The 19,044-nt window shown below is 58.7% G+C and carries 17 protein-coding genes and 3 pseudogenes; 13 read left to right on the forward strand and 7 right to left on the reverse strand.

The features are described from left to right. Nucleotides 1-143: 143 nt before the first annotated feature. The 9 genes and pseudogenes from ACW9JC_RS01280 (at nucleotide 144) to ACW9JC_RS01320 (ending at nucleotide 8,439) form a co-directional block, all read left to right on the forward strand. Nucleotides 144-1,589, forward strand: coding sequence for a SulP family inorganic anion transporter (locus ACW9JC_RS01280; protein WP_457453091.1), 1,446 nt, complete (start codon nucleotides 144-146; stop codon nucleotides 1,587-1,589). 186 nt (nucleotides 1,590-1,775) lie between these two features. Then, a complete protein-coding gene (locus ACW9JC_RS01285) occupies nucleotides 1,776-3,125 on the forward strand; it encodes a GntT/GntP/DsdX family permease (RefSeq protein ID WP_150769255.1) in 1,350 nt (449 codons plus the stop codon). A gap of 15 nt (nucleotides 3,126-3,140) precedes the next feature. Beyond that, the gene (locus tag ACW9JC_RS01290) at nucleotides 3,141-4,001 is read left to right on the forward strand and encodes a MurR/RpiR family transcriptional regulator (RefSeq protein WP_457453093.1); all 861 of its coding nucleotides are present in this window, start codon (nucleotides 3,141-3,143) and stop codon (nucleotides 3,999-4,001) included. Nucleotide 4,002: 1 nt separating this feature from the next. Next, nucleotides 4,003-5,460, forward strand: coding sequence for an N-acyl-D-amino-acid deacylase family protein (locus ACW9JC_RS01295; protein ID WP_457453094.1), 1,458 nt, complete (start codon nucleotides 4,003-4,005; stop codon nucleotides 5,458-5,460). Nucleotides 5,461-5,579: 119 nt separating this feature from the next. Then, complete coding sequence (locus ACW9JC_RS01300) at nucleotides 5,580-5,948, forward strand: glyoxalase superfamily protein (protein ID WP_457453096.1); 369 nt, start codon at nucleotides 5,580-5,582, stop codon at nucleotides 5,946-5,948. Between the two features lie 246 nt (nucleotides 5,949-6,194). After that, nucleotides 6,195-6,560, forward strand: a complete 366-nt coding sequence (locus tag ACW9JC_RS01305) for a type II toxin-antitoxin system RelE/ParE family toxin (RefSeq protein WP_338584596.1) — start codon at nucleotides 6,195-6,197, stop codon at nucleotides 6,558-6,560. Beyond that, the gene (locus ACW9JC_RS01310) at nucleotides 6,553-6,858 is read left to right on the forward strand and encodes an XRE family transcriptional regulator (protein ID WP_457453170.1); all 306 of its coding nucleotides are present in this window, start codon (nucleotides 6,553-6,555) and stop codon (nucleotides 6,856-6,858) included. Before ACW9JC_RS01305 ends, ACW9JC_RS01310 begins: the two co-directional genes overlap by 8 nt. Nucleotides 6,859-6,866: 8 nt before the next feature. After that, a pseudogene (locus ACW9JC_RS01315) lies at nucleotides 6,867-7,158 on the forward strand (SulP family inorganic anion transporter); the annotation flags it as partial. A gap of 258 nt (nucleotides 7,159-7,416) precedes the next feature. Next, entirely contained in the window at nucleotides 7,417-8,439 is a 1,023-nt protein-coding gene (locus tag ACW9JC_RS01320; protein ID WP_457453097.1) for an RHS repeat-associated core domain-containing protein, read from the forward strand. A 233-nt stretch (nucleotides 8,440-8,672) separates the two neighbouring features. Here ACW9JC_RS01320 and ACW9JC_RS01325 read toward each other — a convergent pair whose 3' ends face one another. Further along, a complete protein-coding gene (locus ACW9JC_RS01325) occupies nucleotides 8,673-9,536 on the reverse strand; it encodes a methyl-accepting chemotaxis protein (protein WP_416130425.1) in 864 nt (287 codons plus the stop codon). Between the two features lie 42 nt (nucleotides 9,537-9,578). Continuing rightward, nucleotides 9,579-10,592: pseudogene (locus tag ACW9JC_RS01330) on the reverse strand (methyl-accepting chemotaxis protein); the annotation flags it as partial. A 242-nt stretch (nucleotides 10,593-10,834) separates the two neighbouring features. On the opposite strand from ACW9JC_RS01330, the gene pmrG reads away from it, so the two are divergent. Both pmrG and ACW9JC_RS01340 read left to right on the forward strand, forming a co-directional pair. Further along, the gene (pmrG, locus tag ACW9JC_RS01335) at nucleotides 10,835-11,506 is read left to right on the forward strand and encodes a lipopolysaccharide core heptose(II)-phosphate phosphatase PmrG (RefSeq protein WP_457453098.1); all 672 of its coding nucleotides are present in this window, start codon (nucleotides 10,835-10,837) and stop codon (nucleotides 11,504-11,506) included. Beyond that, the gene (locus tag ACW9JC_RS01340; RefSeq protein WP_457453099.1) at nucleotides 11,503-12,345 is read left to right on the forward strand and encodes a phosphatase PAP2 family protein; all 843 of its coding nucleotides are present in this window, start codon (nucleotides 11,503-11,505) and stop codon (nucleotides 12,343-12,345) included. Before pmrG ends, ACW9JC_RS01340 begins: the two co-directional genes overlap by 4 nt. 28 nt (nucleotides 12,346-12,373) lie before the next feature. Here ACW9JC_RS01340 and rimJ read toward each other — a convergent pair whose 3' ends face one another. The 5 genes and pseudogenes from rimJ to ACW9JC_RS01365 form a co-directional block, all read right to left on the reverse strand. Further along, nucleotides 12,374-12,961, reverse strand: a complete 588-nt coding sequence (rimJ, locus tag ACW9JC_RS01345) for a ribosomal protein S5-alanine N-acetyltransferase (RefSeq protein WP_457453101.1) — start codon at nucleotides 12,959-12,961, stop codon at nucleotides 12,374-12,376. 200 nt (nucleotides 12,962-13,161) lie between these two features. After that, nucleotides 13,162-15,501 carry a TonB-dependent siderophore receptor gene (locus ACW9JC_RS01350; RefSeq protein WP_457453172.1) on the reverse strand — a complete coding sequence of 780 codons (2,340 nt, stop codon included), beginning with the start codon at nucleotides 15,499-15,501 and terminating at the stop codon, nucleotides 13,162-13,164. Between the two features lie 174 nt (nucleotides 15,502-15,675). Further along, nucleotides 15,676-16,635 carry a FecR domain-containing protein gene (locus tag ACW9JC_RS01355; RefSeq protein WP_457453103.1) on the reverse strand — a complete coding sequence of 320 codons (960 nt, stop codon included), beginning with the start codon at nucleotides 16,633-16,635 and terminating at the stop codon, nucleotides 15,676-15,678. Between the two features lie 11 nt (nucleotides 16,636-16,646). Continuing rightward, entirely contained in the window at nucleotides 16,647-17,168 is a 522-nt protein-coding gene (locus ACW9JC_RS01360; RefSeq protein ID WP_457453105.1) for a sigma-70 family RNA polymerase sigma factor, read from the reverse strand. A gap of 93 nt (nucleotides 17,169-17,261) precedes the next feature. Then, nucleotides 17,262-17,399 (reverse strand): annotated as a pseudogene (locus ACW9JC_RS01365) (DUF2252 family protein); the annotation flags it as partial. A gap of 108 nt (nucleotides 17,400-17,507) precedes the next feature. Here ACW9JC_RS01365 and ACW9JC_RS01370 point away from each other — a divergent pair. After that, a complete protein-coding gene (locus ACW9JC_RS01370; RefSeq protein WP_457453106.1) occupies nucleotides 17,508-17,759 on the forward strand; it encodes a helix-turn-helix transcriptional regulator in 252 nt (83 codons plus the stop codon). Continuing rightward, the gene (locus tag ACW9JC_RS01375; RefSeq protein ID WP_457453108.1) at nucleotides 17,756-18,955 is read left to right on the forward strand and encodes a type II toxin-antitoxin system HipA family toxin; all 1,200 of its coding nucleotides are present in this window, start codon (nucleotides 17,756-17,758) and stop codon (nucleotides 18,953-18,955) included. Before ACW9JC_RS01370 ends, ACW9JC_RS01375 begins: the two co-directional genes overlap by 4 nt. The last annotated feature ends 89 nt before the right edge of the window (nucleotides 18,956-19,044 follow it).

Genomic DNA, 19,044 nt, shown 5'->3' on the forward strand with positions numbered 1-19,044 from the left:
TGCCACAGGTTTTGTGCACGACACAAAACCTGTAGGAGCAAGGCTTGCCCGCGATTGCGTTTCCAGCGTCCCAACAACTGGTCGGTCTGCCTGCAATTCCGTAACATCCGCACATTCTTTTTGCCCCCAGTATGCGGTCCCTCATGAAACCAATCAGTCTACGCGCCGATGTCCTGGCCGGACTCACCACTTCTTTCGCCCTGCTGCCCGAATGCATCGCCTTCGCCCTGGTTGCTCACCTCAACCCGCTGATGGGGCTGTATGGCGCGTTCATCATCTGCACCCTGACCGCGCTGTTCGGCGGCCGGCCGGGCATGGTCTCCGGTGCGGCCGGGTCGATGGCGGTAGTGATCGTCGCCCTGGTGGTGCAACACGGCGTGCAGTATTTGCTGGCAACGGTGTTGCTGGGCGGTTTGATCATGATGGCGTTCGGGCTTTTGAAGCTCGGCAAACTGGTGCGCATGGTGCCGCATCCGGTGATGCTCGGCTTCGTCAACGGCCTGGCGATCATCATCGCGCTGGCGCAGTTGGAGCATTTCAAGAGCGGCGAGACCTGGCTCAGCGGCACACCGCTGTACATGATGATCGGGCTGGTCGCCGTGACCATGGCCATCGTCTATGTCCTGCCACGCCTGACTCGCACGGTGCCGCCGGCACTGGTGGCGATCCTCGGTGTGGGCCTGGCGGTTTATCTGCTTGGCCTGCCAACTCGCACTCTGGGCGACATGGCACACATAGCCGGTGGCTTGCCGACGCTGGCGCTACCGGACATTCCGTGGAGTCTGGAAACCCTGCGCATCATTGCGCCGTACGCAATCCTGATGGCGCTGGTCGGCCTGCTGGAAACCCTGCTGACCCTGAACCTCACCGACGAAATCACCGAGAGCCGCGGCTATCCGGATCGCGAGTGTGTGGCATTGGGAGCGGCGAACATGGTCTCCGGCGTATTCGGCGGCATGGGCGGGTGCGCGATGATCGGCCAGACCGTGATCAACCTCAGTTCCGGTGGGCGCGGGCGCTTGTCCGGCGTAGTGGCCGGTGTCTCGATTCTGCTGTTCATCCTGTTTCTGTCGCCGCTGATCGAACGTATTCCGTTGGCGGCGTTGGTGGGTGTGATGTTCGTGGTGTCGCAACAGACGTTCGCCTGGGCCTCGTTGCGCGTGATCAATAAAGTGCCGCTGAACGACGCGCTGGTGATCATCGCTGTGACGGTGATCACGGTGTTCACCGACCTGGCTACCGCCGTGCTCTGCGGCATCATCATTGCGGCGCTGAACTTTGCCTGGCAGCAGGCGCGTCAGCTGTACGCCGACAGCCATCTGGAAAACGACGGCAGCAAGTTGTACCGGGTGCATGGCACCTTGTTCTTCGCCTCGACCACTCCTTTTCTCAATCAATTCGATCCGACCAACGACCCGACGCAAGTGACGCTGGATTGTCGCCACCTGAGCTTCGTCGATTACTCCGCCATCGCCGCGCTGGACACCCTGCGCGAACGCTACACCAAGGCCGGCAAGCACCTGCGGGTGCTGGGCCTGTCCGAGCGTTGCAAGAAGCTGCTCAAGCGCGCGCGGGTACATCACGACTGACGGGAAACAGGTTGGCGTCGATGAAAATTCGCCGCCTCGATTTTCATTATTCGCGACACGACATATCCATTAGCGACACGCCTTACCTCTGTACGAAAATTACTTTCACCTCGTTTGATAATCACGCTTCGAAATGTTTTAAGAGTTTCACAAATATTTCGACGTGACCCTCTCGAGGAGTACCGCATGACCCTGTCCTTCGGCTATTGGCTGCTGGTGTATGCCGCTATCGCCATCATTGCTTTGATCGTTCTGATCGCCCGTTACCGGCTCAACCCGTTCATTGTCATCACCCTGATTTCCATTGGCCTGGCGCTGGTGGCGGGGATGCCGCCGTCGGGTGTGGTCGGCGCTTATGAAGCCGGAGTCGGCAAGACCCTGGGGCATATCGCGCTGGTGGTGGCATTAGGCACGATGCTCGGCAAGATGATGGCCGAGTCTGGCGGCGCCGAGCAGGTGGCGCGCACGTTGATCGACCGTTTCGGCGAGAAAAACGCGCACTGGGCGATGGTCTGCATCGCGTTCCTGGTGGGCTTGCCGCTGTTCTTCGAAGTCGGCTTCGTGTTGCTGGTGCCGATCGCGTTTACCGTGGCGCGGCGAGTTGGCGTGTCGATCCTGATGGTCGGTTTGCCGATGGTCGCGGGGCTTTCGGTGGTGCATGCGCTGGTGCCACCGCACCCGGCGGCGATGCTCGCGGTGCAGGTGTATCAGGCGTCGGTGGGGCAGACCTTGCTCTACGCGATTGCGGTTGGCATTCCGACCGCCATCATTGCCGGCCCGCTGTACGCCAAGTTCATCGTGCCGCGCATCCAGTTGCCGGCGGAAAACCCGCTGGAACGGCAGTTCCTCGAACGTGAACCGCGCGACAGCCTGCCGGGTTTCGGCATCACCATGGCGACCATTCTGTTGCCCGTAGTGCTGATGCTGATCGGCGGCTGGGCTAACCTGATTTCCACGCCGGGCACCGGTTTCAACCAGTTCCTGCTGTTCATCGGCAACTCGGTGATTGCGCTGCTGCTGGCGACCTTGCTCAGCTTCTGGACCCTCGGTCTGGCGCAGGGCTTCAACCGTGAATCGATCCTCAAGTTCACCAACGAATGCCTGGCACCGACCGCGAGCATTACACTGCTGGTGGGCGCCGGTGGCGGTCTGAACCGGATTCTGGTGGACGCCGGCGTCACCGACCAGATCGTCGGTCTGGCCCACGAATTCCATTTGTCGCCGTTGTTGATGGGCTGGTTGTTCGCCGCACTGATGCGCATCGCCACCGGTTCCGCCACCGTGGCCATGACCACCGCGTCGGGTGTAGTTGCACCAGTGGCGATTGGTTTGGGTTATCCGCATCCGGAGTTGCTGGTGCTGGCGACCGGCGCCGGTTCGGTGATTTTTTCCCACGTCAACGACGGCGGCTTCTGGTTGATCAAGGAATACTTCAACATGACGGTCACCCAGACCTTCAAGACCTGGACGGTGCTGGAAACCATTATTTCCGTCGTCGCGTTCGCGTTGACCGTCGGCCTTTCTTACCTGATTTAACCGGAGTCGCCTGCCATGGACATCCTCTACCAGATCCGCGCCCGTCAGGATTCCTTCAGTGCCGGTGAAGGACGCATCGCTCGCCTGATGCTCGACGACGTAGGATTTGCCGCATCCGCCAGTCTCGATGAGTTGGCGGTGCGGGCGGAGGTGAGTACCGCGACACTGTCGCGCTTTGCACGCACGGTCGGCTGCAAGGATCTGCGCGACTTGCGTTTGCAGCTGGCCCAGGCCAGCGGCGTCGGCAGCCGGTTTCTCGACCCGCCGGGCACGCCCGAGCAATCGGCGTTTTACGGGCAAATTGTTGGCGATATCGAATCGACCTTGCGCCAGCATCTGTCGGCGTTCGACGAATCGCGTTTCGCCGATGCCGTGAAACTGCTGGGCAAGGCGCAGATGATTCACGCCTTCGGCATGGGCGGTTGCTCGACCTTGTGCAGCGATGAACTGCAAGTACGGCTGGTGCGGCTTGGTTATCCGATTGCGGTGTGCCATGACGCGGTAATGATGCGCGTCACCGCCGCCAGCCTCAGCGCCGAGCACGTGGTGATCGTCTGCTCGCTGACCGGGATCACCCCGGAGCTGGTGGAAACGTTGGAGCTGGCGCGCAACTATGGCGCACGCATCCTGGCCATCACCCGCGCCGACTCGCCGCTGGCGCAACTGGCCGACATCGTGCTGCCGCTGCAAAGCGCCGAAACCTCATTCATCTACAAACCCACGGCGGCGCGCTACGGCATGCTGCTGGCCATCGATGTGCTTGCCACCGAGCTGGCACTGGCCAATCCTCAGGACAATCAAGAACGTCTGCGGCGGATCAAACTCGCCCTGGACGATTACCGCGGCGGCGACGATCACCTGCCGCTGGGAGACTGACATGATGTACGACACGCTGATCCGCAACGCCCTGATCATCGACGGCAGCAACAGCCCCGGTTACTCCGCCGATGTAGCGATTCTCAACGGGCGCATTGAGCGCATCGGCGACCTGCACGACGCACACGCCAGCGAAGAAATCGACGCGGCCGGCAAGGTGTTGGCGCCAGGCTTCATCGATGTGCACACCCACGACGACACGGTGGTGATCCGCCAGCCGCAGATGCTGCCCAAGCTCAGTCAAGGTGTGACTACGGTGATCGTCGGCAACTGCGGGATCAGTGCGTCGCCGGTGAGTTTGCGCGGCGATCCGCCGGACCCGATGAACCTGCTCGGCAGCGCTGCCGCGTTTGTTTATCCGACATTCCGCGACTATCGCGCGGCGGTCGAAGCGGCGAATACCACATTGAATGTCGCGGCGCTGGTCGGGCACACCGCGTTGCGCAGCAATCACCTTGACGATCTTTTTCGCACAGCAACGCCAGATGAAATTGCCGGTATGCGTGAGCAACTGCGGGAGAGTCTTGAGGCTGGCGCGTTGGGCTTGTCCACCGGTCTGGCCTACGCCAACGCTTACTCGGCGTCCACCGACGAAGTCATGCAATTGACCGAAGAGCTGACGGCGTTCGGCGCGGTCTACACAACTCATTTGCGCAGCGAATTCGAACCGGTGCTGGAGGCCATGGACGAGGCATTCCAGATCGGTCGCCATGCAAAATCCCCGGTGATCATTTCCCATCTCAAATGTGCTGGCGCCGGGAATTGGGGGCGCAGTCCGCAACTGTTGGCGTCTCTTGAGCAGGCCGCGAAAACCCATCCGGTGGGCTGCGATTGCTATCCCTATGCGGCGAGTTCTTCGACGCTGGATCTCAAGCAGGTCACCGATGCCCATCGCATCACCATTACCTGGTCGACGCCGCACCCGGAAATGGGCGGGCGCGACTTGATGGACATCGCTGCCGAATGGAACCTGTCGCTGCTCGATGCCGCTCGCCAATTGCAACCGGCGGGTGCGGTTTACTACGGAATGGACGAGGCCGATGTGCGCAGAATCCTCGCCCATCCGCTGTCGATGGTCGGCTCCGATGGCTTGCCGGAAGACCCGTTTCCCCATCCTCGTTTGTGGGGCGCGTTTCCACGTGTGCTCGGCCATTTCAGCCGCGACGTAGGACTGTTCCCGCTGCACACTGCCGTGCACAAAATGACCGGGCTGTCGGCGGCACGATTCGGCTTGAAGGAGCGCGGCGAGATTCGTGAAGGCCATTGGGCGGATCTGGTGCTGTTCGACCCTGCGACCGTGCGCGATGTGGCGGACTTCAACGATCCACAACGAGCGGCCGAAGGCATCGATGGCGTGTGGGTCAACGGCGTGCTGAGTTATCAGGACGGTCAGGCGAACGGACGCCGGGAAGGGCGGTTTCTGGCACGGGAAGGGGATTTGCGGGACGGCTTTAATTGACGAATCGCGCAGTGCATCACAGTAGTGGCACATTGAGATTAAAGAAAGCCGTCAACAAGCCGAATTGCTGACGTACAGCCCGGCTACACTGTGGGCTATTTCTGTCTGGGAGCAACTCGATGAGCTTCGGCAAAATCACCCCGATCCTGCGGATCTTCGATGAAATCAAGGCAGTTGAATTCTACGTCGACTTCCTCGGATTCAGGATCGACTGGCAGCACCGCTTTGAAGCCAACTTCCCGCTGTACCTGCAAGTCTCCCGCGGCGAATGCGTGTTGCACCTGTCCGAACACCACGGCGACGCAACACCCGGCTCGGCCCTGCGCATCGAGACCGACGAACTGGAAACTTTCCAGCAGCAACTGCTGGCCAAGGAATACTCGTTCGCCCGGCCAGAGATCCAGGCGATGCCATGGGGCAGCCAGGACATGACCATTAGCGATCCGTTTGGTAATCGGTTGGTGTTTACCAATGCGATTAGTGTTTGAGGTCTAGATAGCTACTGATCATTCCCGCGCGGGAGCGTGGGAATGATCAGTTCACGTCCACTTCGGCCTCGCACAGGGCACGCTAATTCCCCGCAACGCCCTCAATAATTCCGCCACCACTTCCAACACTCGATTATCCCCAGACACCGCCATTAACAATTCCATGGAGGATCCGGGTGGTGGAACGCCCTTGGAAACTCATAAGGTTATTCCCTTGAGGTTATATTCCGCTGGTGGCATATTCGTATGAAATGGGACGTTGAATACACGGATGAATTTGAGGCATGGTGGGACCGGCTCAAAGATGCCGAGCAGGACTCAGTGCAGGCGACAGTCATGATGCTGGGCGATGAGGGGCCACACTTGGGCTTTCCATACACCAGCGATATCAAAGGGTCGCGGCATGGCAACCTCCGAGAGCTACGGGTGCAACATGCTGGCAAACCTTACCGTGTGTTGTATGCCTTTGATCCTCGGCGATGCGCGATCCTGTTGATCGGTGGTGACAAAACCGGACAGGATCGTTGGTATCAGGAGCATGTGCCTCTGGCCGAACGACTATACGACGAGCACTTGGAAACATTGCAGGACGAGGGCTATGACAATGGCTAAAAAATTTGCTGATCTGGTGGCACGACGCTCTCCCGAATCTCAAGCACGTGTCGATGTCTTGCTGAAAAAGCTGCGAGCAGAAATGCCGTTGCACGAGTTGCGTCAGGCGCAAGCATTAAGCCAGGAAAATCTGGCAAAAACGCTGCACGTCAATCAAGCGGCGATCTCCAAAATGGAACGACGGACAGACATGTACATCAGCACATTGCGCAGCTACATCCGCGCCATGGGAGGCGAACTGGAAATTATCGCGACCTTTCCTGAAGGTCAGGTGAAGATAGATAACTTCTCTCGCTGAGTAGTAGGTTGGTAGCGCTGGTCGGGATGATGTTCGTGATGTCGCAACAGAGCTTCGCCTGAGCCTCTTGCGAGTGCGAAAACAAGGTACCGCTGAACGACGTGCTGGTAATCACCGCCGTGACGGCGATCACGGTATTCACCAACGGCCACCGGTGTGCTTTGCGGCATCATCATTGCCCTGTTTCTCAACCCGTTCGACCCGGCCAACGACCCGGCATGAGTGACGCTGGATTGTCGTCACCTGAGTCTCGTCGACTACTCGTCCGTCGCCGCGCTGAACATCTTGCGCGAGCGCTACACCTAGGCCTGTGGGTGCCGGACCTGTCCTTACGCCTCAGGAAACCGCTCAAGCGCGCGGTTGCATCACAACTGATTGAACTCTCAAGTTGTCAAAGCTGCTCTGGTTAGTTTGACTATGAGCAGATTTTCCGGAGGCGCATGAAGCAGGTGAAACCGTAAATTTTCTCCACCCTATCAGTTCTGATAGTGGTCAATATTGGTCTGATACTCGAGACTGTGACTGTGAGTCGATGAACTCCTATCGGAGGCACAGGACATGCTGGCGAACCATAAGAATTTAATTTGTTATTACCACTACGATCCACTGGACCGAGTGATTGGCCACACTCCTTCCGGGCAGACGAAATCAGAGTTTCACTACCTGAAAGGTCGTGTGACTACGGAAATTCAAGGTTTGGTGCAACGCTCTATCATGCAGAGCGAAGATCAATTGGTGGCAGTGCAATGGCGGCAGAGTAACAACTTGGACCACTCCTTGTTAGCCACAGATCAACAGCACTCGGTACTGAATGCACTCCGGTCGAGCGGACTTAATACTCTCACTTACACGCCCTACGGCTACCGCCTACCGGAGGATGGATTACTTAGCATGCTCGGCTTCAACGGCGAGCGGTCAGAACCGTTAACTGGGCACTATTTGTTAGGTAATGGCTATCGGGCGTTTAATCCGGTATTAATGCGGTTTAATAGTCCGGACAGTTGGAGCCCGTTTGGACGTGGTGGATTGAATGCGTATGTCTACTGTATAGGTGATCCGATTAATCGAGAAGACAATAACGGGCGAATCAGCGCCCGCTGGCTTCTGGTAAGAAAGAATATCCCGCAGCTAGCAATGGTAAGTAGACGAGCAACGTCCTCACTTAGTGAGCCAACCTTTAAGAGTGAATCATTGGCAAGGGCACAAGTTGACTTTACTAAAGCCCAATATCCAATGCCCGCTGCCGGAGAAAAATTATTTACTCCTTCTCCAAAGTCAAGTATCCAGTTCGGACCTGAAAATTTGCGAGTTAATGAAGTAGAAAATTATATAAGGCTTGTGCCGAGAACGCTCTTTTACGCTGCACGGTCTGGTCTTTCGCACAACCAAACTCATCTGTTGGCGGGAGCCATTGAGAACCCTGCATTAGCGGCAAAGCTTCGAAGCGTCGCAACCCTTAAGGCATTCACTAAAAATTTCAAAAAAAGCGATCTGCACCTTAAAAGACTTCAAACTAACGCGGCGCTTAACTATCTACCTTCAGAATTACAGCAAATAATAAGAAAACAGGAGCCGCAGTGAGGCGCCTTCAATGCCTCCAGCAAATTTGATGATGGGCCAAGGCGATTGCATATCTCCAAGCTATGCCTACCTGCTCAGAGACCGTCCAGTAAATTAATGCAAATCTACCTGTCAGATTTTTTTCATTGCCCTGTAGATCGCCATCGCGAGCAGGCTCGCACACAAGGTACTCACTGAACTTGTGGGAGCGAGCCTGCTTGCGAATGGATCTTTCAGTCAGCGCTGACCGAGCATCAAACGCGGAAGTGACTCACCATCTGTTGCAACTGATTCCCCAGCCGCGCCAGTTCGACACTGGACGCCGCTGTCTCGTCGCTGGCCGCAGCGGTCTGTTCCGACACGTCGCGCACGTTGATGATGCTGCGGCTGATCTCTTCGGCAACGGCGCTTTGCTGTTCGGCGGCAGCGGCGATCTGCTGGTTCATCGATTGGATGTTGGACACCGTGCGGGTGATGCTTTCCAGTGACGCGCCGGCCTTGCGGGTCAGGGCCACGCTGCTGTCGGTGAGGGCGCGGCTGTTGTTCATCACCGTGGCCACTTGCTGGGTGCCGTTTTGCAGACCGGCCACCAGGCCTTCGATTTCTTCGGTGGATTTTTGCGTGCGCTGGGCCAGGCCGCGGACTTCGTCGGCCACCACGGCAAAACCACGCCCGGCTTCACCGGCGCGCGCCGCTTCAATCGCCGCGTTGAGCGCCAGCAGGTTGGTCTGTTCGGCCACGGCCTTGATCACGTCCATGACGCTGCCGATCTTGTCGCTTTCCTGTTGCAGCACGCCCATGGCTTCGGTGGAGCGCGCCACTTCGCTGGCCAGACGCTCGATCTGTGCGATGGCCTCACCAACCACCTTGTCGCCTTCTCGGGCTTCACCGTCCGCCGCAGCGGCGGCTTGCGAGGCTTGCTCGGCATTGCGCGCGACTTCCTGCACGGTGGCGGTCATCTCGTGCATGGCGGTGGCGACCTGATCGGTTTCCACCTTTTGATTGTTGACCCCGGCGCTGGTTTGTTCGGTGACGGCCGACAATTCTTCGGCGGCGCTGGCGATCTGGGTGACGCCGTCGCGGATGCCGCTGATCAAGTCGCGCAGGGTCACGCCCATGCGCGCAATGCCTTGCTGCAACACGCCGAGTTCATCGCGGCGTGTGACCTTGACGTCCTGGGACAGGTCGCCGCTGGCGATACGTTCGACCACGGCCAGGGTGTCGCGCAACGGGCCGGTGATCTGTCGGGTGATGAGCACGGCGGCAATGATGCCCACGAGCAGTGCCAGCAACGTGCTGACCAGTTGCAAGGTGCGGGCCTTGTCGCTTTCGGCGTCACGGCGGTCAAGCTGGATCTGATACAGCTGCTCGCTCAGGCTGACGATGGCCGCGCCCTGGTCGGTCATTTCCTTGCGTGACTGCACCACATCGCTGTTCGCGGTCTTGTAGGCCTGCAACGCACTGCGATAGTTGCCCAGCGCGGTTTCCAGTTGACGCAGCGCGTCTGGCTGCACGTCGGCGAAGTGTGCGTTGAGGGATTTCACGCTGGCGATCGCCGTATCGAGTTGGGCAACAGCTTTTTGCTCGGTCTCGGCGTTGGTGGTGGCGGTATAGCCACGCACTTCGTAGCGAGCCAGCAGGAACGCTTCCTTGGCGGCGGTGATGGCCTGGAACTGTTCGAAGCGTTGATCGCTCAGCGGCATTTGCTGTACGCGGGTGTTGATGTCATTGATCAACGTGTTGGCCGTTTCGGCGTTGGCGGTCATGACGTCGCGGGCGCTGTTGCCGGCGCGGTAGGCACCGCGCATTTTGTTCAGGGACGTCTTGTAGGCATCGATGACGGTGCCTTGCTCCTTGAGCAACTTGAGGTTTTCCGGGCTCTTGAATTTCACCAGCAACGCTTGCTGCTGAGCCGAAAACGCTTCGAGGGTGGTCTGCACATTTTGCGCGGTGGTTTCGTCGCCGTTGGTCAGCATGTATTGCAGGCGTACCACGCGAAGTTTGGTCAGGCCGGCGTTGAGCTGGGTGATGTCGCTCATCCAGTTGCTGCGGTCAATCAAGCTGCCGAGGCTGGTCCAGCCGGTCAGGGCCAGGACGCAGGTCAGTGCCAGGACCAGGCCAAACCCCAGGCCCAGTTTCAGGTTTACGCTGATATTGCCGAACCAGCTATTCATCAAAATTCCTCCAGGAACGTGGTGCTTCTCGATCGTCGGTTGGCTGGAAGATTGTTGTTTTTAGGGGCCAGCATGCGGTGTAGAACGGACTGTATCGGCAGCAATCGTGAGAGCTGAAAGGATTTTGTCGGACGGATTCTGTAACAAGGTTTTTTTCACATGGGTTTCACTGGCTAGCGACGCCTGCCTCTTTACCCTCGCGGCATCAAATGAAGTGGTGCATGCCGGCGAGGCGGCTTGATGTGGAATTGAGACTGAGTCTGTTCGGAATAAACCGCTCGATCGATGTGAGCCGATTTGCCCGTTTTCGCAATGCGGCAGTGGTGCTGGCCTCGGCGCTGTTGGTGATCCCCCTGACGGTATTTCTTCTGCGGCCCGCAGCGGTGCCGGACCTGGCCCACGGCAACGTCGCGGGTGCACGCGCTCTGCTGACGGGTTGGGCCAAGGGCGACATGATTGTGCTGGTGCGCCATGTCGAGCGCTGCGATCACTCCCGCGCCGCTTGCCTGAGCGGCAACGATGGCATCACCGATCGTTCACGCAGTGTCGCGGTGGCCGTCGGTGCACAGTTCGAGCAACTGGGCCTGGACAAGACCGATATCTACAACAGCCCGATGATGCGTACGGCACAGACCGCCGGTTACATGTTCAACAAGGTCGGCAGCGGTGACGATTGGCTGATCAACTGCAAAGGCACCATGTTGCGCGACGCTCTGGCGCACAAAATCGCCGGGCGCAATCTGATCCTGGTGACCCACAGCGAATGCATGGCGCAACTTGAGAAAGACCTCAAGTTGCCCGGCTCGACCCTCGGTTACGGCGCTTCGTTGTTTGTTTCTGCCGAAACGCTGAGCAAACCCCGCATGCTCGGCTTCATCGAAGCCTCGGACTGGCGCTCGGTGACCACCCAATGAATTCATTCACTCGTTATCGTTTTTACTGGATCAACTTCGGTATTCCACTGGCCTGTGCAGCCGTGGTGTTCCTGATGTTCGACCTGACCAAAATCGACATCGCCTTCAACAATCTTTTTTATGACCCGGTGACGCAGACGTTCCCGCTGGACCATGTGCACCTGTTCGAAAAAATCACTCACAAGTGGGCACGGATCATCCCCAACTGGACCGGCGAGATCGCAATCATCGGCGCCTTGCTGTCGTTTCTCTGGCCACGCCTGAAGGCGGAAAAGCATCCGAAGATCATCGCGTTTCTGGAGAAAATCAAAGTCGCACCGGTGCTGCGGTTTGCCAGCAAACATCGAAGGGATTTTCTCTACGTGGTGTTCGCGTTCTCCATCAGCACCGGCGTGATTCACTACCTCAAGGGCCACACCAGCGTGTATTGCCCGATTGAAACGACTCAGTACGGCGGCAAGATTGAACACAAGGAATGGTACGAAAACTTCGATTTGCTGAAGGTCGCCGGTGACGGTCGTTGCTGGCCGGGCGGGCATGCTTCGGGTGGCTTCACCATGCTCGCGTTGTATTTCGTGGCGCGGCGTTATCGCTGGCGGTATTCCAAGGCAGTCATGTACGGCTCGCTGGCGCTGGGGTTCGTCTATGGCACGACGCGGGTGTTGCAGGGTTGGCACTACATGTCCCACACGTTCTGGGCCGGGATCTTCGTCTGGCTGGCGTGTTTGCTGACAGCGCTGGCGTTTTATGGGCGGGCGCGGTTGGAGTTGCCGGTGAGTCAGGCGAGATCTTTATCGACTGAACCGACGCCATCGCGAGCAGGCTCGCTCCTGCAGTAGGGCCGGTTCAGCACACGGTTTTGATGTGCTAACCGAGACTCCGCGACCATTGTCGGTCCGGGTCCTCCCAGACAGTGCTGACCAACGCCGTCAGCACATGATCTTGCCAGCGGCCATCAATGTTCAGATAGGCCTTGGCATAGCCTTCGCGTTCAAACCCCAGACGCTCCAGCAACCGCTCACTGCGTTCGTTGCCGGGGATGTAGTTGGCCATGATGCGGTGCAGGTTCAGCGTTTCGAACATGTAGCGAATGCCCGCGTCCACGGCTTCGTGCATCAGGCCTTGGCCTTGATGGGCCTGGTCGATGTGATAGCCCAGATAACAGGACTGGAAAGCCCCGCGAATGATCCCGCTGAAGTTGCACGCGCCGATCATTTGCCCGCTGTCGCGATCCAGCACCGCGAAATGCACCGCATAGCCTTCATCAAACGCCATGGCCTGTTGTGCGAGGCGCGAGCGGATTTTTTCCGCGCTGTAGTAGTCGTCGGAACGGATCGGCGACCACGGCGCGAGGTGTGTCTGGTTTCGCAAATAAAAGTCGCTTTCCAACGCAGCTTGGCTCGGGCTCAGGACGGCCAGCGTCACGCGTTTGCAGGGCAGGGAGAGGATCGTCATCGGGCGCTCCGGTGGACATTGCGGATGACGAGCAATCTACAGGCAAAAAAAAGCCCGCGGGAGGGCGGGCAAACCGTAGTTTCTTGAATGAGCGAGGCAAATGTACAGGTTGGCGCGCGGCGGCGGGGTGAAGAAAAGTTCATCTGCCTGCTGATGGGTGGCGCAGGCCTGGAGCCCTGCGTGCAGCCATCGACGTTGTGTCAGAAGTTGTACTTGAAACTCGTCATCACATTGCGCGGGGCACCGTAGACACCGTACAGACCGGACTGGCTGTAGTACTCGCGGTCGAACACGTTGTTCAGGTTCACCGACGCACTGAGGTTGTGGCTGATGTCGTAGCGCGCCAACAGGTTGGCGACCGCGTAGCTGCCCTGGCTGAAGGTGTGCAGGTCGGCGCCCACTTTGCTCTGCCAGTTCACGCCGCCGCCGAGGGTGACCTTGTCCAGAGGGCCGTGCAGGCGATAGGTGGTGAAAGTCTTCACGCTGTTGCGCGGCAGGTTGGTGCTGATGCGCTGGTCGTCGGCATCGGTGGTCACCGAGTAGGCATACCCGGCAGACGCCTGCCAGCCTTCGGCCAGTTCGCCGTTCAGCTCCAGTTCGATGCCTTTGGAGGTGGTGTCCTGTTCGGCGCTGTAGACGTTGTCGTGTTGCCAGATCGCCAGGTTGTCCTGCTCCAGTTTGAACAATGCCAGGCTGGAGTTGAGCTTGCCATCCAGGTGCGTGCCCTTGATGCCGATCTCGTAGCCTTTGCCTTCCATCGGGTCGAGGGGTTTGTTGTCTTCGTCGGTGACCCACGAGGCTTGCGGGTTGAAGATTTTGGTGTAGCTGGCGTACACCGACCAGGTGTCAGTGAGGTCATAGACCACGCCGGCATAGGGAATGAACACACCGTTTTCTTCACGATTGACCTCGGTTTCTTCACCGCCGTAAGGGCGATCCGAGGTGTCGCGCTTCCAGTTGATCACGCGGCTGCCGAGGATCAAGCTCAGGTCGTCGGTGACGCTGAAGCGTGAGGTCAGGTAAGCGGCATACTGGTCTTCGTCGATCGAGGATTTGCCGCTTTCGGTGAAGGCCGGTTTGGCAGAGTTGCCGTCCCAGTTGTAGAGGTTATCGATGGCGCCCGCCGGCGACCCGGCATAGTCGTAACGCCAGCCACCCCAGCCCGGTACGTTCTCCTTGTACTTGGACAAGGTCATGCCGGTGATCAGTTCGTGTTCGCGGCCGAACAGGCCGAACGGACCGGTGACGTACAGGTCGAGGTTGTCCTGGCGCGGCGTGCCGGAGAAGCGCACCGGCAACTGCGAAAGTCCGCTGCCATCCTTGTTGAGATCGCCCATGGCGAAATTGAACAGTTCGTCGAATTTGTTTTCAGCGTGGGTGAGTTCGATCTTGCCGCTCCAGCCATTGCCTAATTGCTGTTCGATGGAGGTGAAGAAACTGGTCTGCTCGTGATCGTTATACGACCAGTCCGGTGCTGCGTTGATCGAGCGCTTGAGGTTGGTGCGTTCGCCGGTACTGAAGCGAGTGGGCAGGCCGGAGCGCAGCGGCGAGTCGACATCGGTGCGCTGATAACTGAAGCCCATGGTCAGCAACGTGTCTTCGGTCAGGTCGAATTCGGTGATGCCGTAGATCAGTTGCGATTGCAGGTTGTAGCGGTCGATCCAGGCTTTCTCGGTTTTGTAATCGGCGACGAATCGCCCGCGAACGTTGCCCGTTTCGGTCAACGGCCCGGACACGTCGAAACCGGTGCCGTAGCGATCCCAATTGCCGGCCTCGCCAGTAACGCTGGCCTGGGCTTCGGCGGTCGGGCGTTTGCGGATCAGGTTGATGGTCGCGCTCGGGTTGCCCATGCCACTGATCAGGCCGGTTGCGCCGCGTACCACTTCGATGCGGTCGTACATCGCCATGCTTTGCGCGTAGTTATCCAGGCGGGTATTGGTGGGAACGCCATCGATCTCATAGTTCTGGATCGCGAAGCCGCGCGACCAGTAGGCGTCGGTCTCGGACCCCAGGCCATCGCGCACGACCGTTATGCCGGGCGTGGCTTCCATGGCATCGGTGAGGTTGGTCAGGCGTTGGTCGTCCAGACGCTGGCGGGTCATGACGGTCAGCGATTGCGGGGTTTCCCGCGGGGTGAGGTTCAGGCGCGTCGAGCTACTGGACGAATAGGTGGTGTAGAGCCCGGTGCCTTCGGTGATCGAACCCGGCGCCTTGCCGGAAATCGACACCGCGCCCAGCTGCAATGCATCGCCGACACTGGCGTGCAGCGAGTAGTTGCCATTGTCACTCTGACTGCTCTCAAGACCTGTGCCGGCGAGCAGGATCGCCAGGCCGTGGTCCGTTGCGTAACGCCCCTTGAGCCCCGACGTGGTTCGCCCTTCAGTCAATGACGTGGAATAGGACAGCAGGATGTGCGCGGTCTCGCCGAAGCGGGCCAATGCGGGTGCCAACGGCCCGGCGGGAATGTCGAAATCCTGCTGCGACTGCTCGGCGGCTGCCGCCCAGGTCGGCAGCATCAGCATTGGGGCGGTTGCGGCCATGCAGGCGATGCCTTGAACCACTGCGCCAGCCAGGTTTTGCTTGAGAGAAAAGTGCCAGCCCTGGCGCTTGCGAGAGGTGAAGTCCACGAGTTGTTCCCCATTGAATTGAGTGTCTGGGGTTTAAGTCTCGCGAGAATCGAAAACGGACCACCCAAGCGCAAAATAATTTGAGCGTCAGGCCATTCGGGGCTTCAGCGTGACCCAGTAACGGGTGAATTGCTGGACGTCGAGTTGCAGGGTGTCGGCGACGGCGAGGATGATTCGCTCGGTATTGCCCAGGGGGAACGTTCCGGAAACGCGAACATCGGCGATCGCCGGGTCGCAAGCCAGATGCCCGCGCCGGTAGCGGCTCAAGTCCTCGAGGAAATCTGCCAGACGCTGGCCCTGGGCAACCAGCATGCCTTGAGTCCAGGCCGGGGCGGTCAACGCGACGGTTTGCCGGAGCAGCAGGCCCTGATCGTTGAAGCTGACCTGCTCGCCAGCCTTCAGCGCAAGCGGTTGATGGCGTTGCAGCGAGGGGCTGATCTTCAGCGTGCCCTGATAGACGCTCACCTGAGTGAACCCCGCACGCTGCCTGACGCTGAAGCGCGCCAGCGCAGCCTCAAGGCGACCGTCGGCGGTATCGATCGACAGCAGGCGGCCATCGGCAATTTTGTCGCGGGTGATCAGTATCTCGCCACGCAGCAGTTTGACGCGGCGGGTTTCGCGCTCGAACACGACATTGATGGCGCTGTCGGTGTTGAGTTGAACCTGTGTGTTGTCGGCGAGCACGATACGCCGTTGTTCGCCGATCCTGCTGTGATAGTCGGCGGTCATGTCTTGCAGGAACGCGGTGTCTTTCAGGCTCCAGGCACCCGCACCGGCCGCCAGCAGCACACTGAGTTGCTTGATGGCCGCGCGCCGTGACAGCGTTGGCCGCAGCGTCGCCTGCGCCAGGGAGCGTTGGCCTGGAGTACGAATGTCACTCATGCGCTGGGCGAAAGTTTCCGCCCGTTGCCAGGCGCGTTCGTGCAAAGGATGCGCCTGACGCCAACTCATCCAGGCCGCCAGCGTCGCTTCGCTGACGTCGTGTTCCTGCAGTTCCAGATGCCAATGCATGGCCTGTTCGGCCATGTCGCCGGAGATCGTTTGCATATCGTTGCCGTTCACAGTGCGTCCAGGCTTTCATCGAGCAGGATGCACATCGCCCCGGCCTTGACGATGTAGCGCTTGACCGTGGTGATGGAAACGCTGAGTCGTTCGGCGATTTCCCCGTGGCTCAAACCGTCGACCTGTGACCAGAGAAACGCTTCGCGCACCGGGCGCTCCAGACCTTCCAGCGCGGCATCGAGGGCGATCAGGGTTTCCAGCAGAATTGCCTGGGTTTCCAGGCTCGGCGCCACCTGCTCAGGCATCGCTGCGAGCGCCTCAAGGTAGGCGCGTTCAAGTTTTTGCCGACGGTAGTGATTGGATAAAACGCTCTGCGCCACTTTCGCCAGGAAGGTTCGGGGGGCGTGCAGCTCCGGGACCTGTTCCTTGGCAAGCAAACGCATGAAGGTGTCCTGGGCCAGGTCCGCCGCGCTTTGCGAACAGTTCAGCCGGCGCCTTAGCCAGTTCTGCAGCCAGCCGTGCTGTTGGCGGTAAAGCACGGCCACATCGCAGGAGCTGGTTTGGGAGGATGGGAGCATGGTGTGAAGGCGCCGAATGAGTAAATATCACAAATGATAATACTTATCATATAGATCGGCTGGGCATGGCTGCAACAAGAGTGTGCGGGGAATGATCTGAGCTGCGTAGCCAGAGGACTTGGCATGGGCGCGGGCCAGGGCTCGCCCACAAAGCCGTCCGTAGGCTGCGAAAGCATCGCCATCGAAGGTTTCCAGTTCGGTCGACACTTTCATGTCGCGCAACTGCCGCACTTAGAGGTCGAGGCGGCGTTAGACGCAAACTCCGAAAGTTCGCTGTTTCATAGCATTTCTATGTTATGTATATGATACATCGGTTGATGAATGTAACGGTAACAGGACATGGACTATTCCCTGCTGGTTTCCCGGCTTGGCAAGCAGATACGTGATAAGCGTCTGAATCGGGGCCTTACACAAGCTCGGCTTGCCGAACTCGCCGGGCTGACTCGACAGAAAGTCATTGCGGTAGAGAAGGGCACTCTGTCGGTATCCATGGTTGCTTACGCGCGCGTCCTGGGCGCTCTGGATTGTGAATTCGCGGTCGTTCCTGCGGCGATGCCAACCCTTGAAGAGCTAGGGGATCTGTTCGAATGAAAATGACTTCTCTTGCTGTCAGTACACCTGAGGGACTCAGCGGCCGAGTCCTCACCAGCGCTGACGATTTCATTTTTCGCTATCACGAAGAAGCATTGCCAGAAATGGCAATCAGCTTGTCGATGCCTGTGCGGCCTGACGAGTTTCGACGACGGGATCTGCACCCCATTTTTCAGATGAACCTGCCGGAAGGCTATGTGCTGGAGCAGCTTCGTAATCGCTTGGCTAAAACCGTAAATGTCGATCCGATGCTGTTGCTGGCACTTTCCGGAAGCAGCTCGCCCATTGGCCGCGTTCGGGTGCGTTCCGAGGCAGTCGACGCTTTGTTGGGCGAGCAGCAGTTTCCGGGGGAAAAGCTTGAAGAGATTCTGACGTGGGACGGTACCGAAGATATCTTTGCCGGACTTCTCGATCGCTACATCCTGCGAGCCGGTATTTCAGGTGTTCAACCCAAGGTATTGGTGCCGGAGCAGCGGGAAGCGGAACTGTCCCGCGTGACTTCGAAAACATCGGACTTGATCATCAAAAGTGGCCGTGACGAGTTCCCCGGGCTTGCGATCAATGAATTCCTTTGCATGTCCATTGCCAAGGAGGGAGGTCTGCCTGTCCCGGAGTTTTATCTGTCTGACAATGCAAAGCTGTTTGTCATGCGTCGCTTCGATCGCGACGACCAACTCAACCCGATTGGTTTTGAGGACATGGCCGCTCTCATGGGGCTATCAGCGGATCAGAAATACAGCAAAAGCTACGCGGCAATCGCCAAGGCCATCCGCTTGTTCTGCCCCGCGCAACATCTGCGATCCTCCCTTGATCAACTGTTCGATAGCGTCGCCTTGAGCTGTATTGTCGGAAATGGCGATGCGCACTTGAAGAACTTCGGTTTGCTCTATTCGGAGCCCACGCAGCGCGATGCGCGCCTTGCACCGGCTTACGACATCGTCAATACCACCGCCTATATCCCGGAGGATGTGCTGGCGCTGGACCTGGCAGGTAACAAGTCTATGTTTGCCTCACGACAAGGCTTGCTGGAGTTTGCACAAAACTGCGAGATCGAAAAGCCAAGGGAGCGCATTCTGAAAATGCTTGCCGCGGTTGAAGTGGTGATTGCGCGTTATCCCCAGTATCGAGAGCAGGCACCTCATGTCGTCGGGGCCATTGAACAGGCAGCGGCGCCTTTTGCTCTGACGTTTGGTTGATTTCGGCGGGTGATCAGCCGGGCTTGGCGCATGTTTTTTGCCAAGAATGGATCCGATTAATGCCGTCAAGAAAATGACGACTTATGCAG

The organism is Pseudomonas sp. SDO5591_S426 (assembly GCF_054070755.1).